Here is a 19126-nt window from a genome sequence, read left to right on the forward strand (position 1 = left end):
CCAGCAATGGAACCTCAACGCCAACGGCACCATCACCGGCGTCCAATCAGGCCTCTGCCTCGATGTCACCGGAGCATCCACCGCCAACGGCGCGCTGGTCGAACTGTGGTCCTGCAACGGCGGCAGCAACCAGCAATGGACGCTTGGGTAAGTAACTCTGCCCACGCGTACGCACGTCCGCAGCACGCCGCCGATCACAATTTCGGCGGCGTGCTGCGGCCGCGGTCATCGGCCGCGTACACGGGAGTCGCAGGGTGCGTGCGATCAGCCAGACAACTGACTTGAGCGCGAAATACCTTGACGCACGTCCCATGTCCGCTAATGATGGCACGCAGACCGGCTTAGTCCATTGTGATCGGATCTTTCCGTCAGCAGCTGTCTTAACGGGATGTGAGGTCAATGTCGATTGATCGTCTGTCCGACAGTGCAGCGCGAGATGTGAGCGCTAACACTGATGAGATCGCCGCGCCGCCAGGCTCCGGCCCGAGCACTTCGCGACGCAGCCTGCTGAAACAGGCCTTGGCCGGCGGCGGCGCCGCGGCCACCGCGTCGCTGCTGGCCGCGTGCACCAGCGGGCACAACGCGGCCGGAGCGTCCGGGGCCGGCAACTTCGCCAGCACCCCGAAGTGGCGCTTCGTATTCGTCAACCATGTCACTACCAACTCCTTCTTCGTGCCGACCCGCTACGGGCTCGAAGACGCCGCCTCGTTGCTCGGCATCACCACGCCGCAGTGGACCGGATCGGAGGGCGGCAACGTCTCCGAGATGGTCAGCGCCTTCGAGACGGCGATCAGCGGCGGCGCGGACGGAATCGCGGTCGCGCTGACCGACTCCAGCGCCTTTGTCGAGCCCACCAAATCGGCGCTGGCGGCCGGAATCCCGGTGATCGCCTACAACGCCACCGCGCCGAACAACTATCCGCTCGCTTACGTCGGCCAGGACCTCTACCAGTCCGGCGTCCTGATGGGACAGCGCATCGCGCAAGATGTCACCTCGGGCCTGATCCTGGTCGGCATCTCGCAGCCGGGCGGCAACAACGTGCAGCCCCGGCTGGACGGCATCAAGGCCGCGCTGTCCAAAGCGGCGCCGAATGTCAGCGTATTGAGCGTCAACACCGGCGCGGCGCAGGCCGGGGAGCTTTCCGCGATGGAGTCGTCGTATCAGGGCCATCAGAGCGCCAAGGGCCTTTACGCCGTGGACGCCGGCAGCACCGCCGCGATCGCGCAGCTGATCGGCAAGTACAACATCGCCGGGAAGGTGCACGCCGGGGGCTTCGACACGCTGACCGACACGATCAACGGAGTCAAGAGCGGGGCGCTGGACTTCACCATCGACCAGTCCGCTTACCTGCAGGGTTTCCTCAGCGTTCTGTATCTCTACCTGTACCGGCTCTCCGGCACGCTGGTCGCCCCGCCGCAGACCGACACCGGCCTGACCTTCGTCACCAAGGACAACGTCGGCCCGTACGCCTCGGCCGCCAGCCGGTTCGAGGGCGGTACGAACAAGGCCCTGATTCCGATGCCCAAGTCGATCACGCTGCCGCCGGCTACGACGGTGCAGGTGTAAAAGCGATATGGCCGAAGCAGACGCGGACACCGCCGCCCCCGCTTCCGCCGCCGGACGCCCGCCGCGGCCCGGTCCCGGCTCCGCCCGCCGAGCCGGGACCGCGCTGCTGCGCGTCCTGGTGCGCCGCAGGGAGCTGAGCATCGTGCTGGTGACGGTCGCGGCGGTGATCTATTTCACCGCGGCCGGGGGAAACGGCTTCAACACCACGAACAACTACCACATCGTCATGCAGTACTTCGCGCCGTGGGCGATCATCGGCGGCGCGGAGGCGCTGCTGCTGATCTGCGGTGAGATCGACCTTTCGGCAGGCTTCGTATTCACCTTCACGCCGTTCGCGCTCACCTCGTTCTACGACGCCGGTGCCACGGTGCCAATGGCGTTGATCGGCGCGCTGCTCGTGGCCGCCGGGGTCGGGCTCGTCAACGGGCTGATCCGAATGTTGTTCAACCTGCCCTCCTTCATCGTGACGCTCGGCATGGGCTTCTTCCTGGAGGGCATGTCCTACATCCAGTCCCGCGGCGAACCGGTGCCGCCGCCGATCGGCGGCGGATTGCAACAGGTGATCGGCGGCTGGCGCTGGTCGGAGCTGATCTGGGCGCTCGCCATCATCGTCGTGCTGCAAATCGCACTGTCGGCGACCCGCTATGGCGTATACATCCAGGCCGCAGGCGGCAATCCGCTCAGCGCCGCTGAGTCCGGCATCAAGGTCGGCCGGGTGAAGGTGGCCACGTTCGTGATCACCAGCCTGCTGGCCGGTTTCACCGGGATCCTGGACCAGGTGCGGGTCGGCTCCTTCGACCCCACCAGCGGCGGCAACACCACCATGTTCATGGCGGTGGCCTCGGCCGTCATCGGCGGCACCGCGCTCCTCGGCGGCTCGGGCACAGTAGTCGGCGCGATGTTCGGCGCGCTGCTGCTCGGCGTCATCAACGACGGGTTCAACCTCATCGGCGTCAACGCCGCCGCCTTCGACGTCGTCATCGGCATCGCGGTCATCGTGGCGATGCTGCTGAACGCCTACCTGGCGTCCCTGCGGAAGAAGGCACTGCGATGACCACGGAGGCGACCGGCGCGGGCACGGGAACCGAGGTGATCCGAGTCGAACACGTGGCCAAGCGCTTCGGCCCGGTCACCGCGCTGCGCGACATCAACCTGCACGTCGACCGCGGCGAGATCCTGGGCCTGATCGGGGACAACGGCGCGGGCAAGTCCACCCTCATCAAGATCCTAACCGGGTTCCACCGCCCCGATTCCGGGCGCATCCTCGTCGAGGGGCAGGCGACGCGACTGCGCTCGGTGGCGCACGCCCGTTCCCTCGGCATCGAGACCGTGTATCAGGATCTTGCGCTCATCGACGGGCTTCCGGTCTATCTGAATCTGCACCTGAACAAGGAGCTGATCCACCGGCCACTGCCGTTCCTGCGGCGGCGGGAAATGCGCCGGTTGGCCCGCGAGGCGCTGGACTCGGTCGGCATCGAGATCCCCTCGGTGACCGCGGAGGTCGGGCAGCTGTCCGGCGGCCAGCGCCAGGCGATCGCGGTGGCCCGTTCCGTGCACTCCGAGGCGAAGCTGCTGCTGCTCGACGAGCCGCTGGCCGCGATGGGCGCCCGCGAGGGCACCCAGATCCTGCGCCTGCTGCGGCGGCTCAAGCAGCGCGGCGACCTCGCGATCATCCTCATCGCGCACAACTACAGCCAGATAGTCGATGTCTGCGACCGGGTGAACCTGTTGCAGCACGGCGAGATCACCTTCGACCGGCGCTCCGCGGACACCTCGGTGGCCGAACTGCTGGAGCTGGTGCACGCCGAATATCGCATCGACGCCTAGTCAACCCACCAAGGATTGCGATGAACTCCCTTTCCAGACGCCAGGCTCTCGCCGCTGCGGCGCTTGCCGCGGGAGCCGGCACCCTTGCCGCACCGGCCGCCAACGCGGCGGCCGACTCGTCCTCTTCGGCCGCCGCGTCGCACGGCCGCAGGCCCACCATCAGCCGGGAACCGTTCGGCCAGATCAACGGCGCTGTGGTGTACCGCTACACGCTGACGGCCGGCAACGGCCTGACGGTTAGGATCCTGACGTACGGCGGGATCGTGCAGACCGTGCAAGTCCCGGACCGGCGCGGCCATCCGGTCGACCTCGTGCTCGGCTTCGCGACCCTGGACGACTACGTCGCGCACAACAGCCCGGCAGCCGGGGGCGGGGTGTATTTCGGCGCGCTGATCGGCAGGTACGCGAACCGGATCGCCAAGGGCACCTTCACCCTCGACGGGGTCACCTATCACATCCCGATCAACAACAACGGCAACGCGCTGCACGGCGGCACGGTCGGCTTCGACCAGAAGATCTGGACGCCGAGCGCCAGCAGCGGACACGACTCGGTCAGCCTGCGGCTCGAGTACGTCAGCCCGGACGGGGAGATGGGATTCCCCGGCACGCTGACGACGCAGGCCACGTACACCCTCGACAACCGCGGCCGGCTGACCCTGACCTTCCACTCGACCACCGACAAGCCAACCGTGATCAACCTGACCAACCACACCTACTGGAACCTTGCCGGGGAATCGTCAGGCAACGTATACGACCAGCTTCTGTATCTGAACGCGAACCACTTCACGCCGGTGGATTCGACGCAGATCCCGACCGGCCAGGTCGCCCCGGTGCACGGCACGCCGATGGACTTCACCCGGCCCACCGCGATCGGTGCGCACATCGCGGTCAACGACCCGCAACTGCTCATCGGTCAGGGCTACGACGTCAACTGGGTGGTCAACGGACCCGCCGGCGCCGCACCGCGACTGGCGGCCCGCGCCGTCGACCCGCACAGCGGCAGGTTCCTGACGATCTACACCACGCAGCCGGGCATCCAGTTCTACAGCGGCAACTTCCTCACCGGCACGCTCGTGGGCACCGGCAACACCGTCTACCGGCAGAGTTACGGCTTCGCCCTGGAAACGCAGAACTTCCCCGACGCCCCGAACCACCCGAACTTCCCCTCCGCGGTGCTGCGGCCCGGGCAGGTGTATCGGCAGACGAGCGTCTACGAGATCTCAGGCTTCTAACACGCGAGCCAACCGCGGGGTGGAGGGACCGGCCTCGTTGCCGATCCCTTCCACCCCGCAGTCATCATCACGCCGTCCCTGTTACCGCGTTACCGCGTAATACAGGCCGCACCATTCAAGGTGAAGCTTGTAGGCGCGGCGGCGTTCCCAGTGTGGGTGGCCTGGAAGCCGAAGCTGGTCGATCCGCCGGGCGGGACCTGGGCGTTGTAGCTGACGTTCTTCGCCGTCACCGCCCCGCTGGCTGGACTGATCGTCGCATTCCACGCGTTGGTGACGGTCTGTCCGGACGGGAGGGTGAATCCGAGCGACCAGCCGTTGATGGCGGCGGTACCGGTGTTCGTGACGGTGAGGTTTTCAGTCAGCCCGGTGTTCCAGGCGCTGACCGCGTCAGTGACCGTACATGCTCCGGACCCGCCGGATCCGGAGCTCGAAGCGCTGGGCGACGCTGACGCGGACGGCGACGCGGACGGTGACGGCGAACTGCTCGCTGTAGGCGTCGGCGAAGGTGTTCCGCCACCGCTGCCGTCCAGGCCAAAGAAGTGAATCGCGTACGCCGCCATGCCTGCGCTGGGCAGCGAGTGACCGGCGCCCTGAATGCTGTAAGCCTCGACGTCGACCTTCCCTGACGCATCGGCGTAGCGCCAGCGCGTCCAGCCCGACACCGGCGTGTCCGTGGACGTCGGGGTCTGACTCAGCCCGAACACGTTGGTCCATTGCTTGATGTCTTCTTGCAGCAGCTGATACGGCACCAGTGTGTCCGCGGTGCCGTGCCACAGCTGAATCGGCGGACGCGGCCCGTTGTATCCGGGATCGGCCGCCCGTACCTCGTCGCCCCATTCCTGCGCGGTACGCGTCATGCTGCCGCCGGTGCACTTGCTGCTGCCCGGCGGGTAGTCGGCCGCGTTGGCGAAGCAGTCGAACGGCACTCCCATGTACGCGGCCCCGGCCTTGAACACGTCCGGGTAGAGGGCCAGCATCTCGTCGGTCATCATGCCGCCGGAGGAGGAGCCGGTGACGTAGACGTGGTTCGCGTCGCCGCCGTAGTGCTGCTCGGTGTAGGTGATCATCGATACCAGCGACACGGGGTCGCTGCCGCCGCCGCGCACCTTCGCCGCGGCGGACCAGGTGTCCCAGCAGTTGCCGAACCCGGCCTGCTGTTCGGCGCTGGGGAAGATGGCGATGAAGCCGTAGCGGTCGGCGAGCGAAGCGAACTCAGAGCTCGAATAAAATCCCGGGCCGGTGCCGCCGCAGCCGTGCAGGGCCACCACGATCGCGGGGTGAGCCGTGGCGCTGGTGGGGACGTAAACGTACATCTGCGCCCCGCCGGGGTTGTTCCCGAAGTTCGTCACCTGCACCAGGCTTGCCGCGGAGGCGCGCGGTGTGAGCCCGGTGACGACGGTCATGGCCGTGAACGCGGCGGCCGCGCCGGCAGCCGCGAGAGCCTTGGTGATCCGTCTCATCACTCCTCCTGACTGTGAACACGCCGGTGCGTGTGGCAGGAAGAGTGCGACCGCGCCGGGCCGACGTCAAAGCTCTGCGGAGGGACGCAGACCACGAGCACCGCGTTGCCGCACCTTCGCGCAGGCTGTCAAGTTACTTGCTATCAAGCAACTTGATAATACGCAGGTAACTTTCACCGCCGCCGGGCGCGGCGGTATCGTTCCCTCGTGAGCTCCCCTCGCGGCCAGGGCGCCGCCAGCGCCACTGCGGCCGCGCCGCGGTTGAGCTATCTCGTCTTCCGGCTGGAGCGGCGGATCAGAGCTCGGCTCGATCAGGCGCTGGCGCAGCATGGGGTGACCACGACGGAGTACATGGCGCTCAGCGAGCTTCGGCTGCGCGACGGAGCTTCCTCCGCGCAACTGGCCCGCATCGCCTTCGTCACGCCCCAGGCGATGAACCTGGTCATCCGCGACCTTGAGGGGCGTGGCCTGATCCGGCGCGAGGCGCACCCGAACGGCGGGCGGGTGCTGCGGGCCAGCCTCTCGCGCGACGGTAAGGCTTTGCTGCGCCGCTGCGATCGCGCGCTCGACGAAATCGAGCGAGTCATGCTTGCCGCGCTTGAACAGGACGATCGCAAGAACCTCGGCGACCGGCTGACCGAGTGCGCCCACGCGCTGCAAGCCGATGCATCAACCACCGGTCACGCCTGACGGTTCAGTCCGAAGTCTCCGGGCTCGTGCGAAGATCGACCCATGTCTGCCGCGCCGCTGCTCGTCCTGTGGGACATCGACCACACGCTGGTCAGCATCTCCGGCGTGGGCCGGGAGATCTACACGCGGGTTTTCGAGCAGGTCACCGGACAGCCGCTGGTCCACCTCGCCGACATGGCGGGCCGCACCGAACAGGCCATCCTGCGCGAGACGCTGCGGCTCAACGGCGTCGAGCCAGGCGCCTCTTTTGACGTCTTCTATGCCGCGCTGGAAGAAGCCGCCCGGTCACTCGAAGGCCGGATGCGCAAGAACGGCCGGTCACTGCCCGGAGTACCTGAGGCATTGGCCGCGTTCCAATCAGACGGCGCAGTGCAGTCACTGGTGACTGGCAACATCCCCGCGCTGGCCGCGATGAAGCTCGAGGCGTTCGCACTCGACGGCTTCATCGACTTCGAGATCGGCGGGTTCGGCGACGACGGCAGCGACCGGGCAGACCTGGTGCGCCTGGCCATCGAGCGCGCCAAGGCGAAGTACGGGCACGGATTCAAGGCGGAGCACGCGGTGGTGATCGGGGACACGCCACACGACGTGCGCGGGGCGCTGGACAACGGCGCAATGGCGGTAGCCGTCGCGACCGGATTCAGCGACGCCGCGACACTCGCCGCCTCAGGCGCCCACGTCGTGCTGCCAGATCTACGTGACCTGACAGCCCTGCGCGCCGCCGTCCTTGCGCGGCGCGGCGCCTAACACCGCCGCCCAACCGCGCTGCCCCGAAACTTACCGATCACGCCTTTCCGCTTCCTCGCACTTGTGCTGGTCAAGCCGCCATGTCCCGCGGCCCTTGATCGCTCGATTGACCGGCGCAACGGAACCGGCCCATCCTCCCGGCAGGTTCCCACCAGTGAAGGAGAACACTGATGCATCGACTGCGCGCCGCAGCCGCACTGCTCACCTCCCTGGCCGCCGCGGCACCCGGCCTCACCCCGCAAGCCGCTTCCGCCGACGCGGCCGCCGGACCGGCGCTGACCGTGAACCCGTTCGCCGGCCTGCACTTCATCAACCGGGATATCTACGGCATGAACTTCGCCGACCCGGCGCTGGAGAAAGAACTCAAGCTGCCGGTGGACCGCTGGGGCGGCAACGCGACCACCCGGTACAACTACCTGCTCGACACCGGAAACCACGCCAGCGACTGGTATTTCGAGAACATCCCGAACCAGGTCGCCGACCCGACCGCACTGCCCGACGGATCGAGCGCCGACCAGTTCGTCGAGAAGGACCGCGCCGCCGGCGCCGCGACCGTGATGACCGTGCCGCTGATCGGCTGGGTGCCCAAGTCCCGGCAGCAGACCTGCGGTTTCAGCGTCGCGAAGTACGGCCCGCAGCAATCCACCGACCCGTGGGATCCGGACTGCGGCAACGGCGTCAAGCCGGACGGCACGTACATCACCGGCAACGACCCGACCGACACCAGCACCCCCGCCGGCGCGGACTTCGTGTCCGGATGGGTCAAGTACCTCGACGCCAAGTACGGCGACGCGGCCCACGGCGGAGTGCGCTTTTACGACCTCGACAACGAGCCGGACATCTGGTTCCAGACTCACCGCGACGTGCACCCGCAAGGCCCCGGCTACGACGAGATGAAGTCGAGCACGTACGCGGTCGCCTCGGCCATCAAGGCCGCCGACCCGGGCGCCAAGACCCTCGGCCCGGTGGGCTGGGGCTGGAACTCGCTGATCTACTCCGGGCTCGACGAACAGACCTGCGGCATCCAGGGCGGCAATTGCTGGTCCAATCCGCCGGACCGGGCAGCCCACGGCGGCCTGGACTTCGCGACCTGGTACCTGCAGCAGATGGCCGCGTATCAGAAGGCGCACGGCGTGCGCATCCTCGACTACTTCGACAATCACTGGTATCCGCAGGCCTCCGGCGTCTCCTCAGGAGCCGATGACGCGGCGACTCAGGCGCTACGGCTGCGCTCCACCCGCTCGCTGTGGGACCCGACCTACACCGACGAGAGCTGGATCAACCAGCCGGTGCAGGCAATCCCGCGGATGCAGCAGCTGGTGGCGAAGAACTACCCGGGCACCAAGACGGCGATCAGCGAGTACAACTGGGGCGCGCTAGACAAGATCGACGGCGGGGTCGCCGAGGCCGACATCCTGGGCATCTTCGGCCGCCAGCGTCTCGATTTGGCCACCCTGTGGTCGCCGCCGGCCAGCACCGACCCCGGCGCTTTCGCCTTCCGCATGTACCTCAACTACGACGGCAAGGGCGACGGCTTCGGCAACCTCGGCATCAGCGCCACGAGCGCCGACCAGGGCCAGCTGTCCGTCTACGCCTCACGCCGCACCAGCGACGGCGCCCTGACGCTGATGGTCATCAACAAGACCACCGGCGACCTGAGCAGCCCGCTGTCGATCACCGGCCTTCGTCCGAACGCGACCGCTCACGCCTACCAGTACGGCCAGGCGAACACCGCCGCGATCACGACGTTGCCTGATCAGGCGATCAAGCGCGGCCAGACCTCGATGACCTTCCCGGCTTACTCGATCACCGAGCTGGTCATCCCACGGTCGTCCTGCAACTGACCGCCCGCGGTCAGTGCCTCGACGAGGGCTTCCCCGGTGTACGCGTGTCCTGCGAGGCCCCAAGCACCATCGGGTGCGTTGAGGATGTTGACCCAGATGTCCTCACGGCGATGCCCGGGGACCGTGAGTGCGGACACGGTCTCCGTGGCAGCCGCGATGAAGGCCGCCCGCGCCTCGATCGAACCGAGGCCGATGTTCGGCAGCTTGAGCTCGACCATGACGACAGGCCGATTCGCGCCGCCCGCGTAGACGTTCTCGGGGTCGAGCACGTGGACCGTCCCGCCGATGATCTCAACGAAGCGCGGGTTGTCGCTCAGCCCGCTGACACGGGCCAGATCGGCGGTCAGGCGGGGCAGCACTTCGCGCTCTCCCACGCTGGTAAGCGCGCCTCGCGGAGCGGTGACTGTAATAGGCATGACGGCTCTCCTTTTAGCGGACTTTCTGCGCCTAGTACGTACGTACTAGCTAGCTGGAGTCTGGAGTAGGATGGCCGTACTAGTCAAGGCGGCGGCGCCACCGGCCCAGAGGAGCAGACATGGCTGCGGACACTCGCGACCGCATGATCGAGGCCACGGTCTCAGCCCTCCAGCGCCACGGCGTCGCCGGAATGTCATTCACCGACGTGCTGCGAGACAGCGGTGCGGCCAGAGGCGCGATCTACCACCACTTCCCCGGCGGGAAGCTCCAGCTCGTCGCGCAGGCGGCGCAGCTCAACGGACTACAGGTGCGGCGGGCGCTGGGTGATCTGCCCACCGAGAGCCCGGCGGCAGTGGTCTCGGCGTTCCTGGAACTCGTGCGACCAGTCGTACGAGCCTCGGCCGCGGGCGGCGGCTGTGCGATCGCGGCCGTCACCGTCGGCGGCGGGCTCGAATCGGGCGAACTCGAGTTGCGTCAGATCGCTGACTCGGCCTTCTCCAGCTGGGCGGGCCAATTGGCCGAACGCTTGCAGGCCTCAGGCCTCGAATCCGATCGAGCGCGCGACCTCGCGACCACGCTGATCGTCCTGCTCGAAGGCGCGCACGTGCTGTGCCGGGCGTCGGGGAACATCGAAGCCTTCGACAGCGCGGCGCGCACCGCGACGGTCCTGGTGGGCTAGGCCGTGTTTCAAGACTAAGCCGACTCGCGAACAATCAGCCGCGAGGGCACCGTCTCGACGCCCGGCCGCGGCTCGCCGGCGTCGATCGCGGCGAGCAGACGCAGCGCCGCAATCCGGCCGATCTCGCCGAGGTCCATGTCGACCGTGGTCAGCGGCGGACGCGCCGCCAGAGCCATGGCGTCCCAGTTGTCGTAACCCACGATCGCCACATCATCGGGCACGCTGATGCCACGTTCCCGCAGCGCGTCCGCGACGCCCCGGGCGATCTGGTCGTTGCCGCAGAAGAACGCGTCGACGTCCGGAGCCGCGCGCAATACCGCGTCGGTCGCGCGGCGACCCCAGGCCTCGCTCCAGTCCCCGAAATGCGCGCGCCCGGTGGCGGGCGCCAGGCCGGCGTCGGCGAGCAGGTCGAGCGTGCGCTGCGCCCGATCCTGCGCCGCGGCGTGATGCGCGGGGCCGGTGACGTGCGCGATCCGGACGCGGCCGAGGCCGAGCAGGTGCTCGACCGCCAGCCCGGCCCCGCCCGCGTCGTCGGAGACCACCGAGGCGTCGCGCGGATCGGTGGAGGGGGAGAAGGCGTAGACGATCGGGATCGAGCCGACCCCGGCGAGCGGCGGGCGCGCATCCGTGCGACGCCCCGTCACGATGATCCCGTCCACCCTGCGCTCGATAAGCGTGCTGAGGTGGTGCTGCTCGCGGATGGCGTCGCCGCGGGTGTCGCAGAGCAGGACACTGATCTTGCCGGCGCCGAGCGCGTCCTCAGCGCCGAGCAGCACCGGCGTGCTGAACCTGCCGATTCCGTCCGTGGTCATCAGGCCGACAGTCCAGCTGCGGCCCGCCTGCAGGTTCTGTGCGTGCCGGTTCGGGCTGAAGCCGAGCGCGTCCGCGGCTTGGAGTACCCGCGTGCGCGTCTCCGGCCGCATCCGTCCGCTACCGCTGAGCGCCTTGGAGGCCGTGCCGACGCTGACTCCCGCCCGCGTGGCCACGTCGGCGAGCCGGGCCCTCGTCGGCAACGCGACGTCAATGCTCGAAGTGGCGGCTTGTATGGAGTCCGACACGGGTGATCCTTACCTCCTCGGCGGGCTCCGTCCCCTACGGCCCCTGCGCCATCGTGGCAGGAGCAAGCCGAGTGCGCAACTTTGAGAAAATTCGCGCGTGTTGCCCAACACTCTTGACGTGTTGTGCTGGTAACCCTAGGTTTCGTGCGAGCAAAGGTTTTCCTAGCCTTGCCGAGCACACCGCTTTTTGAGTACCGGGGAGTCGCATGTCCGCCACGCAAGACCCGCCGCCGCGCACCGGGCCGATCCGGCTCGGTCCGCACGCCCGCGCCGCCCTGCGCCCGACCGCCGACCCGGTCGTGGCCGGCGGTTTCTGGGCGCGGCGGCAGGAGGTGGTCGCGCACGCCGGCATCCCCCAGGGGCCGCTCCTGCTGGAGTCCGCCGGCAACTTGCATGATCTGCGGCTGGCCGCGGGCAAGGCCACCGGTGAGTTTCGCGGCGATTACCCGTTCATGGACTCGGACGTCTACAAATGGCTCGAGGCCGCTTCCTGGCAACTGGCCCGGCTGCACCCGGACAGCCCTGAGGGCCGGCGGCTCGCCGACGATGTGGAGCGCATCATCGGCCTCGTCGCCGACGCCCAGCAGCCCGACGGATACCTCAACACCTGGTTCCAGGCCGGCAAGGGCCGAGGCCCCTTCACCGATCTGCGGTGGGGCCACGAACTGTACTGCGCCGGCCACCTGATCCAGGCCGCTGTCGCACACCACCGCGCCACCGGCCGCGAGCAGCTGCTGACCGTTGCCCGGCGTTTCGCCGACCACATCGACGCGACCTTCGGTCCGGCCGACAGCGGAAAGCCGATCGACGGCATCGACGGCCATCCGGAGGTCGAGACCGCGCTGGTCGAGCTGTACCGCGAGACGGGGGAGCGGCGCTATCTCGACCTGGCCGGCTACTTCGTCGACAGTTTCGGGCGCGGACTGCTCGGCGGTGAGACGTACTGCCAGGACCGCGTGCCAGTACGTTCGGCGCGCCACGTGGAGGGCCACGCTGTCCGCCAGCTCTATCTGCTCGCCGCGGTCGCGGACCTCGCGACCGAGACCGAGGATGCGCAGCTGCGCGCGGCGGGGGAGCGGTTGTGGTCGGAGATGGCCACCACCAAGACCTATCTGACCGGCGGCGTCGGCGCGCACCACGACAAAGAGGAGTTCGGCGATCCGTACGAGCTGCCCACGGAGCGCGCCTACTGCGAGACCTGCGCCTCGGTCGCCTCGATCCAGTTCAGCTGGCGGATGGCTCTGCTCACCGGCAGCGCGCGCTACAGCGATCTGATCGAGCGGACGCTGTTCAACGGCTTCCTCTCCGGAATGTCCCTTGACGGCGAGCGCTGGCTGTATATCAACCCTCTGCAAGTCCGGGACGGCCACACGGATCAGGGCGGCGACAAGTCCGCGCGGCGAACTCGCTGGTTCCGCTGCGCCTGTTGCCCGCCGAACGTGATGCGGCTGGCGGCCAGCTTCGAGCACTACATCTCGTCCACGGACGGCCGCGGCATCCAGCTGCATCAATACACGCAGGGCACGTTTCGCGGCGAGGTCTCCGAAGTTCCGGTTGTTGTTAGCGTTAACACAGATTACCCGTGGCAGGGCCGGATCGCCTTCACCGTCGACGAATCAGCAACCGACGAGCCGTGGACGCTTTCACTGCGCATCCCGCAGTGGTCCAGCGGCTTCACGGTCCAGTACCCAGACGGAGCGCTCGACGAAAACACCGCCGCGCTGGACGACGGCTGGCTGCGCCTGACGCGCTCCTGGAAGCCGGGCGAGCGCGCCGTGCTGGAACTCGACATGGAGCCGCGGTTCACGCAGGCCGATCCGCGCGTGGATGCCGTTCGCGGCTGTGTCGCGATCGAGCGGGGACCGCTCGTCTACTGCCTCGAGCAGGTCGATCACCCCGGCGGCGGCCTGGACGAAATCGTCATCGACACCTCGCGCCCACTGACCGCAAAGCATCGCCCTGATTTGCTCGGCGCGGTGACCACCGTGCTCGCCGGCGGGCACCGCAGGGCGATTCCCGAGCGTGGCTGGTGGCCTTACCCCTCAAGCGATACGGCCGAATTCGTCCCGCGCGAGAACGGAGCCGCAGCTCCGATCGAGCTGACCGCCATCCCGTACTACGCCTGGGCCAACCGCCGGGACGGCAGCATGCGCGTCTGGCTGCCGACCTCGTAACACCAGAGCACTACCCACCCTCACCCACCCGTCAGGAGAAGCAATGACGCACCGCCTGATGAATCTCACGCCCGGCCGCGCCATAATCGCCGGCACGGCTGCCCTCGCTCTCGCGGCGACGGCCACCGCGATCGCTTCGGGATCCGCGAGCGCGGCCGCGACCTCCGCGACCACGCTCGTGGTCAACGCCAACCAGCCATTCCGCTCCGTGACCCATGTCGCATCCGGCGGGCTCTACGGACTGGACACCGCGAGCGTCCCATCCGACAGCCTCGTCGAGCCGCTGCACCCGAACACCTTCGTGCAGATGGCTCCCGGAGGAAAGCAGCTTCCCAACGGCGAGCCCGCTCCCGGCGGCGATGCCCTGGTGGTCGCACCCGAGGCAGCCAAGGCCGGCGCGAAGGTCGTCGTGCGGATGCCCGACTGGTACCCGAACTTCCCCTACGGCTGGGTCAGCTGGAGCGATTGGCTTTCCGCCGTCGACAAGCAGGTGGCCTCGGTGAAGTCCTCGGGCGCGAGCAACATCAGCGCGTACGAGTTGTGGAACGAGCCGGACTGGACGTGGAACACCAGCGCCGCCGGCAGTTTCGACGCCGGCTGGGCCCGGACCTACAAAGAGGTGCGCTCGAAGGATTCCAGCCGCCCGATTCAGGGGCCGAGCACCTCGCACTGGGACCAGAGCTGGATGACGACGTTCCTCACCGATGCCAAGAACAGCGGCACGGTCCCGGACATCATCGCCTGGCATGAACTCGGCGGCTCGGCGAGCATCGCCGGGGACGTGGCGGCGTACCGGTCGCTCGAAGCCAGCCTCGGCATCAGCCCGCGCCCGATCGCCATCGAGGAGTACGCGACGACCAGCGAGGTCGGCGTTCCCGGTCCGCTGGCCGGATACATCGCGAAGTTCGAGCGCGCCGGCGTGAACAACGCCGAACTCGCCTTCTGGAACCACTACGGCACCCTCGGCGACACGCTCACCGACACCGGCGGCTCACCGAACGGCGCCTACTGGCTCTACACCTGGTACGGCGCGATGAGCGGCAACATGGTCACCACGGTGCCTCCGTCGCAGAACGGGCTAGACGGCGCCGCGGCGGTCAACTCCTCGGGTAACCAGGTCAGCGTCATCTTCGGCGGCGGGACCGGAGCCAACGCGGTCACCGTCAATGGTCTGAGTTCGCTCTCGGCCTTCGGCAGCACAGCCAACGTCAAACTCGAGTACACGCCGTCGAAGGGCCGCACCACCGCGGTCTCCGGGCCGCTCACCATCTCGCAGACCACGTACACGATCACCAACGGATCCATCACGGTGCCGGTGGCCATGAACCCCGCCTACGGCTACCACCTGGTGATAACCCCGAGCGGATCCACCAGCTCGCTCGCCGGCACCTACCAGATCAAGAACGTGAACAGCGGTCTAGCCCTCGACACCCAGAACGCCGGCACCGCGCAGGGCACGCTGGCCGACCAGAACACGCCGGGCAGCGGCAGCACCCAGTCCTGGACCCTCGTGGCCGCCGGATCAGGGCTTTACAAGATCCGCAACTCGGCCAGTGGCCTGATGCTCGGCATCACCAACGAGAGCACCTCGGATGGCGGCACCGCGCTGATCTGGGGGGACAACGGCACCCCGGACCACCTCTGGCAGCTCATCCCGGCGGGCAACGGCCAGTACAAGATCGCCAATGACAACAGCGGTCTGATGCTCGGCGTGAACAACATGAGCACGAGCGCCGGCGCCCAGGTCCTGCAATGGGATGACAACGGCACCGCCGACCATCTCTGGACCCTGACAGCTCGCTGACCATGGCTTCACCGGGCCGGCAGACCCCCGGCCCGGTGATACCGAACCGCACCTTCATGCTCGCACCACTCCACACCGCACATCCCGGAAAGGCTCACCGAAATGTCCTTCGTCACTCGGCCACGCCGCGGCCTCAAAGCGGCTGCGGCCGGCCTGGCCATCGCCGCTGTCGCCGGCACCATGACCGCGTGTTCCTCCTCGGCTTCGTCCTCCGGAACCGGCTCGGCCGCTTCCGGCACCTACACCATCTGGGACCCGTACCCGCAGTTCGACAACTCCTCGGCGTGGGTCCAGCTCCTCCAGAAGTGCGGCACGTCCGCGGGTGTCACGGTCAAGCGCACCGGGTTCGACACCACGGATCTGACCAGCAAGGTGTTGCTCGCCGCGCAGCAGGGCAAGGCACCGGATGTGCTGATCGTGGACAACCCGGTCGTCTCGACGCTGGCTGAGGCCGGTGTGCTGACGGACACGTCGGCTACCAAGGTGGACACCTCGGCGATCGAGCCGAACCTGCTGGCCGCCGGGCAGCTGAACGGCAAGACCTACGGCACGCCGATCGGCGCGAACACCCTGGCCCTCTACTACAACACCAACATCCTCAAGGCTGCGGGCGTGGACCCGACCACCGTCAAGGATTGGGCCTCGCTCACCGCAGCTCTCGCCAAGGTGAAGGCGACCGGTAAGAAGGGGATCACCTTCTCCGCGATTGGCACCGAGGAGGGCAGTTTCCAGTTCCTGCCGTGGTTCTGGGGGGCCGGGGCCAACCTCACCGACCTCTCCTCCAGCTCGTCCGTAGATGCGCTGAACCTGTGGACGACGTGGCTCAAGGACGGGTACGCGCCAAACTCGGTGTTGCAGGACACGCAGACCACCAGCTGGCAGGAGTTCGCAGCCGGCGGCACCGCCTTCAGCGAGAACGGCACGTGGCAGCTGAGCAACGCGAAGAAGGCCGGATTCCCGTACGGGATCATTCCGATCCCGAGCAAGAGCGGCGGCACCGCGCCCGCGCCGACCGGCGGTGAGTTCGTGACCGTGCCGGTGCAGGGCGATACGGCTCGCTACGCCACGAGCGAAAAGCTGGTGTCGTGCCTGACCAGCGCTGACAATGCCTACACTACGGACACCACGCTCTCGTACGTCGCGGCTACCGACGCGGTGCAGGCCAAGCAGGTCTCGGCGGACCCGGACCTGACCACGTGGGTCACCGCGGTGCACGCGGCCAAGGGTCGCACGAGTGACAACCTCGGGACGAAGTACCCGAAGATCTCGCAGGCGATGTGGACCGCGGTGCAGGCCGCGCTGTCCGGTTCGGCCAGCCCCAGCGGCGCGCTGCAAACCGCGCAGAACTCGGCGAAGTCGGCGAACTAGCTGTCGGCGTAAGGGAACCTTGATGAACGACACGACACAGACGGCGACGCAGTCTGTGCGTGGCCGCGGCGGGGCGCACAGCACCAGCGCCCCGCCCCCGGCGCGCGCACCGGGCCGCAGCGCCCCGCGCCGTCACTCGATCCGTACCAGCCAGTGGGCGGCATGGGCGTTCCTGGCACCGGTGACCGCGTACCTGGCCCTGTTCTACGCCTACCCGCTGTATAAGAACCTTGATCTATCTCTGCGCGACTACACAGTGATGTCGTTCGTGCACGGCGGCGCTCCCTTCGCCGGACTGGGCAACTACACCACCGTCATCCACGACGCGACCTTCAGCCCCGCGCTCATCCACACGCTGGTGTTCACCGGTGCGTCCCTGTTCTTCCAATACGCCCTCGGCCTCGCCCTGGCGATCTTCTTCCACCAGCACTTTCCCCTCTCCGCCACCCTGCGCGCCCTGTTCCTGGTGCCCTGGCTGCTCCCGCTGATCGTTTCGGCCTCCACCTGGTCCTGGATGCTTAATTCCGACTCTGGCGTGGTCAACTACGCCCTGCACCTTGCCGGGATCACTCCGGTCGACTGGCTCACCTCGCCGCACTGGTCCCTGATCTCAGTGATCATCGCGAACATCTGGATTGGGATCCCGTTCAACCTGGTCCTGCTCTACAGCGGCCTGCAATCCATCCCCGCCGGCCTCTACGAAGCCGCTGCGCTGGACGGAGCTGGCCCGTGGCAGCGCTTCCGGCGCATCACCTTCCCGCTGCTGCGGCCCGTTTCCGCGATTACCCTGCTGCTCGGGCTGATCTACACCCTCAAGGTGTTCGACATCATCTGGATCATGACCCGCGGCGGACCGGTGGACTCCTCCACCACCTTCGCGACTTGGTCCTACCGCCTCGGGTTCGGCAACTTGCTGCCCGCCTTCGGACCCGGTGCCGCCGTCGGCAACCTGCTGGTCATCATCGCCCTGATCTTCGGACTGATCTACATTCGCACCCAACGCACCAACCGGGCGGCATGACATGACCGCATCCACACCCCCAGCCACCGCACCCCGCAGCCGCGCGCGCAAACGCCGCGGCGGCAAAACCGCGCTCGGCATCGCGCTCACCGCCGTCATGCTCTTCCCGGTCTACTGGATGCTCAATGCCTCCTTCACCCGCGATCAGGACCTGCGAAAGACCCCGCCCTCCTTCCTGCCCCTGCACGGCACCCTGGAGGGCTACCGCGCCGTCATCCACCAGCAACTGCCCTACCTGGGCACCAGCCTGGTCGTCGGGCTGGCGACCGTCGCGCTGACCCTGCTGCTGGCCGCCCCCGCCGGCTACTCCCTGGCCAAACTGCGCCCGCGTGGCGCCGGCGCCCTGACCTTCGTGCTGTTGGTCGCCCAGATGATCCCCGGGATCATCATGGCGATGGGCTTTTACGCGATCCTGCTCACCTCACACCTGATCAACACCCTGCCGGGGCTCGTGGTCGCCGACTCCACCATCGCCGTTCCCTTCGGCGTGCTGGTATTCACCGCGTTCATGGCCGGCATCCCCGACGAACTGATGCAGGCGGCGAAAACCGACGGCGCCGGACCGCTGCGCACCTTCACAGCCATCGTGCTTCCGCTCTCGCGCAACGCGGTCGTCACCGTGTCCCTGTTCACCTTCCTGTGGGCCTGGTCCGACTTCATATTCGCCAGCACCCTGGACTCCGGCAGCGGCCGACAGCCCATCACCCTCGGCATCTACCACTACATCGGCAACAACAACCAGCAATGGAACGCCATCATGGCCACCGCCGTGGTCGCCTCCATCCCCGCCACCGCCCTGCTGATCATCGCCCAACGCTACGTCGCCGCCGGCATCACCACCGGCGCCGTCAAGGACTAGAACCGCGTCCTGCGCGAGACAGGCTTGCGATAGCGAGTCTGTCTCGCGCAGCTGGACAACCTGTCTTTCCCACCCGGCCAACCGCCGTCCGCCGCCCGCTTTTCCCATATAAGACCCCGCGATGACATCTCCGCTGCGCGGCTGGACTACGGCGGCGAGTTTCGTTTACCGCTTCGCTTGACCACAGGCGCCCTTGCGCGCTGTGAGTCTCGCGATAGCTTCGCCGACGGCGGTTGACGGTAACGCAGGACACGCGTGCACAGGTTTTTCACTGAGCGGCTCATGACCGCAGGAGCTGGAAAGTGCAGCGCGGCAACGAAGGCGACGTCGTGTGGAGCGCACCGACCAGGCACAGGTACGTCACCACTACGGAAACCATG

Annotated in this window: 17 protein-coding genes; 14 read left to right on the forward strand and 3 right to left on the reverse strand. The window is 67.7% G+C overall.

What is annotated here, in order from left to right; translation table 11 throughout:
- From VN779_RS16545 to VN779_RS16565, 5 genes are all read left to right on the forward strand, one after another.
- Positions 1-151, forward strand: a 151-nt coding sequence (locus VN779_RS16545) for an RICIN domain-containing protein (protein WP_325724267.1), incomplete at its 5' end; no start/stop codon positions are given.
- A gap of 353 nt (positions 152-504) precedes the next feature.
- Entirely contained in the window at positions 505-1566 is a 1062-nt protein-coding gene (locus tag VN779_RS16550; RefSeq protein WP_414639686.1) for a sugar ABC transporter substrate-binding protein, read from the forward strand.
- A gap of 7 nt (positions 1567-1573) precedes the next feature.
- Positions 1574-2620 carry an ABC transporter permease gene (locus tag VN779_RS16555; protein ID WP_325724239.1) on the forward strand — a complete coding sequence of 349 codons (1047 nt, stop codon included), beginning with the start codon at positions 1574-1576 and terminating at the stop codon, positions 2618-2620.
- On the forward strand, positions 2617-3393 hold the full coding sequence (locus tag VN779_RS16560) for an ATP-binding cassette domain-containing protein (protein ID WP_325724241.1): 777 nt from the start codon (positions 2617-2619) through the stop codon (positions 3391-3393). Before VN779_RS16555 ends, VN779_RS16560 begins: the two co-directional genes overlap by 4 nt.
- Positions 3394-3413: 20 nt before the next feature.
- Positions 3414-4625, forward strand: coding sequence for an aldose epimerase family protein (locus VN779_RS16565; protein ID WP_325724243.1), 1212 nt, complete (start codon positions 3414-3416; stop codon positions 4623-4625).
- 89 nt (positions 4626-4714) lie between these two features.
- Here VN779_RS16565 and VN779_RS16570 read toward each other — a convergent pair whose 3' ends face one another.
- Positions 4715-6085, reverse strand: a complete 1371-nt coding sequence (locus VN779_RS16570) for a PHB depolymerase family esterase (RefSeq protein ID WP_325724245.1) — start codon at positions 6083-6085, stop codon at positions 4715-4717.
- A 207-nt stretch (positions 6086-6292) separates the two neighbouring features.
- Between VN779_RS16570 and VN779_RS16575 the strand changes: the two genes are divergently transcribed.
- From VN779_RS16575 to VN779_RS16585, 3 genes are all read left to right on the forward strand, one after another.
- Positions 6293-6775: a MarR family winged helix-turn-helix transcriptional regulator gene (locus VN779_RS16575; protein ID WP_325724247.1), complete on the forward strand. Its 483-nt coding sequence runs from the start codon at positions 6293-6295 to the stop codon at positions 6773-6775.
- A gap of 42 nt (positions 6776-6817) precedes the next feature.
- Positions 6818-7522, forward strand: coding sequence for a haloacid dehalogenase-like hydrolase (locus VN779_RS16580; protein WP_325724249.1), 705 nt, complete (start codon positions 6818-6820; stop codon positions 7520-7522).
- A 170-nt stretch (positions 7523-7692) separates the two neighbouring features.
- Entirely contained in the window at positions 7693-9366 is a 1674-nt protein-coding gene (locus VN779_RS16585) for a glycoside hydrolase family 44 protein (protein WP_325724251.1), read from the forward strand.
- Here VN779_RS16585 and VN779_RS16590 read toward each other — a convergent pair.
- A complete protein-coding gene (locus VN779_RS16590; protein ID WP_325724252.1) occupies positions 9321-9782 on the reverse strand; it encodes a hypothetical protein in 462 nt (153 codons plus the stop codon). The two genes, VN779_RS16585 and VN779_RS16590, sit on opposite strands and share 46 nt — an antisense overlap.
- 119 nt (positions 9783-9901) lie before the next feature.
- On the opposite strand from VN779_RS16590, the gene VN779_RS16595 reads away from it, so the two are divergent.
- The gene (locus VN779_RS16595; protein WP_325724253.1) at positions 9902-10462 is read left to right on the forward strand and encodes a TetR/AcrR family transcriptional regulator; all 561 of its coding nucleotides are present in this window, start codon (positions 9902-9904) and stop codon (positions 10460-10462) included.
- A gap of 14 nt (positions 10463-10476) precedes the next feature.
- On the opposite strand, the gene VN779_RS16600 is transcribed toward VN779_RS16595, so the two are convergent.
- The gene (locus VN779_RS16600) at positions 10477-11520 is read right to left on the reverse strand and encodes a LacI family DNA-binding transcriptional regulator (RefSeq protein ID WP_325724255.1); all 1044 of its coding nucleotides are present in this window, start codon (positions 11518-11520) and stop codon (positions 10477-10479) included.
- Positions 11521-11726: 206 nt separating this feature from the next.
- Between VN779_RS16600 and VN779_RS16605 the strand changes: the two genes are divergently transcribed.
- From VN779_RS16605 to VN779_RS16625, 5 genes are all read left to right on the forward strand, one after another.
- Complete coding sequence (locus VN779_RS16605; protein WP_325724257.1) at positions 11727-13694, forward strand: glycoside hydrolase family 127 protein; 1968 nt, start codon at positions 11727-11729, stop codon at positions 13692-13694.
- Between the two features lie 43 nt (positions 13695-13737).
- The gene (locus VN779_RS16610; RefSeq protein ID WP_325724259.1) at positions 13738-15498 is read left to right on the forward strand and encodes an RICIN domain-containing protein; all 1761 of its coding nucleotides are present in this window, start codon (positions 13738-13740) and stop codon (positions 15496-15498) included.
- A 102-nt stretch (positions 15499-15600) separates the two neighbouring features.
- Positions 15601-16866 (forward strand): sugar ABC transporter substrate-binding protein, encoded by a 1266-nt coding sequence (locus VN779_RS16615; protein WP_325724261.1) that lies wholly within the window; start codon positions 15601-15603, stop codon positions 16864-16866.
- Positions 16867-16888: 22 nt separating this feature from the next.
- Positions 16889-17887 (forward strand): sugar ABC transporter permease, encoded by a 999-nt coding sequence (locus tag VN779_RS16620; protein ID WP_325724263.1) that lies wholly within the window; start codon positions 16889-16891, stop codon positions 17885-17887.
- 1 nt (position 17888) lies between these two features.
- On the forward strand, positions 17889-18746 hold the full coding sequence (locus VN779_RS16625; RefSeq protein WP_325724265.1) for a carbohydrate ABC transporter permease: 858 nt from the start codon (positions 17889-17891) through the stop codon (positions 18744-18746).
- Positions 18747-19126: the final 380 nt, after the last annotated feature.

This window comes from Actinocrinis sp. (assembly GCF_035605935.1).
Lineage (GTDB): Bacteria > Actinomycetota > Actinomycetes > Streptomycetales > Catenulisporaceae > Actinocrinis.

Coding starts and splice junctions, on each gene's coding strand:
- VN779_RS16555 (WP_325724239.1), top strand. CDS start 1,574: ATGGCCGAAGCAGACGCGGACACCGCCGCCCCCGCTTCCGCCGCCGGA.
- VN779_RS16560 (WP_325724241.1), top strand. CDS start 2,617: ATGACCACGGAGGCGACCGGCGCGGGCACGGGAACCGAGGTGATCCGA.
- VN779_RS16565 (WP_325724243.1), top strand. CDS start 3,414: ATGAACTCCCTTTCCAGACGCCAGGCTCTCGCCGCTGCGGCGCTTGCC.
- VN779_RS16570 (WP_325724245.1), bottom strand. CDS start 6,085: ATGAGACGGATCACCAAGGCTCTCGCGGCTGCCGGCGCGGCCGCCGCG.
- VN779_RS16580 (WP_325724249.1), top strand. CDS start 6,818: ATGTCTGCCGCGCCGCTGCTCGTCCTGTGGGACATCGACCACACGCTG.
- VN779_RS16585 (WP_325724251.1), top strand. CDS start 7,693: ATGCATCGACTGCGCGCCGCAGCCGCACTGCTCACCTCCCTGGCCGCC.
- VN779_RS16590 (WP_325724252.1), bottom strand. CDS start 9,782: ATGCCTATTACAGTCACCGCTCCGCGAGGCGCGCTTACCAGCGTGGGA.
- VN779_RS16595 (WP_325724253.1), top strand. CDS start 9,902: ATGGCTGCGGACACTCGCGACCGCATGATCGAGGCCACGGTCTCAGCC.
- VN779_RS16605 (WP_325724257.1), top strand. CDS start 11,727: ATGTCCGCCACGCAAGACCCGCCGCCGCGCACCGGGCCGATCCGGCTC.
- VN779_RS16610 (WP_325724259.1), top strand. CDS start 13,738: ATGACGCACCGCCTGATGAATCTCACGCCCGGCCGCGCCATAATCGCC.
- VN779_RS16615 (WP_325724261.1), top strand. CDS start 15,601: ATGTCCTTCGTCACTCGGCCACGCCGCGGCCTCAAAGCGGCTGCGGCC.
- VN779_RS16620 (WP_325724263.1), top strand. CDS start 16,889: ATGAACGACACGACACAGACGGCGACGCAGTCTGTGCGTGGCCGCGGC.
- VN779_RS16625 (WP_325724265.1), top strand. CDS start 17,889: ATGACCGCATCCACACCCCCAGCCACCGCACCCCGCAGCCGCGCGCGC.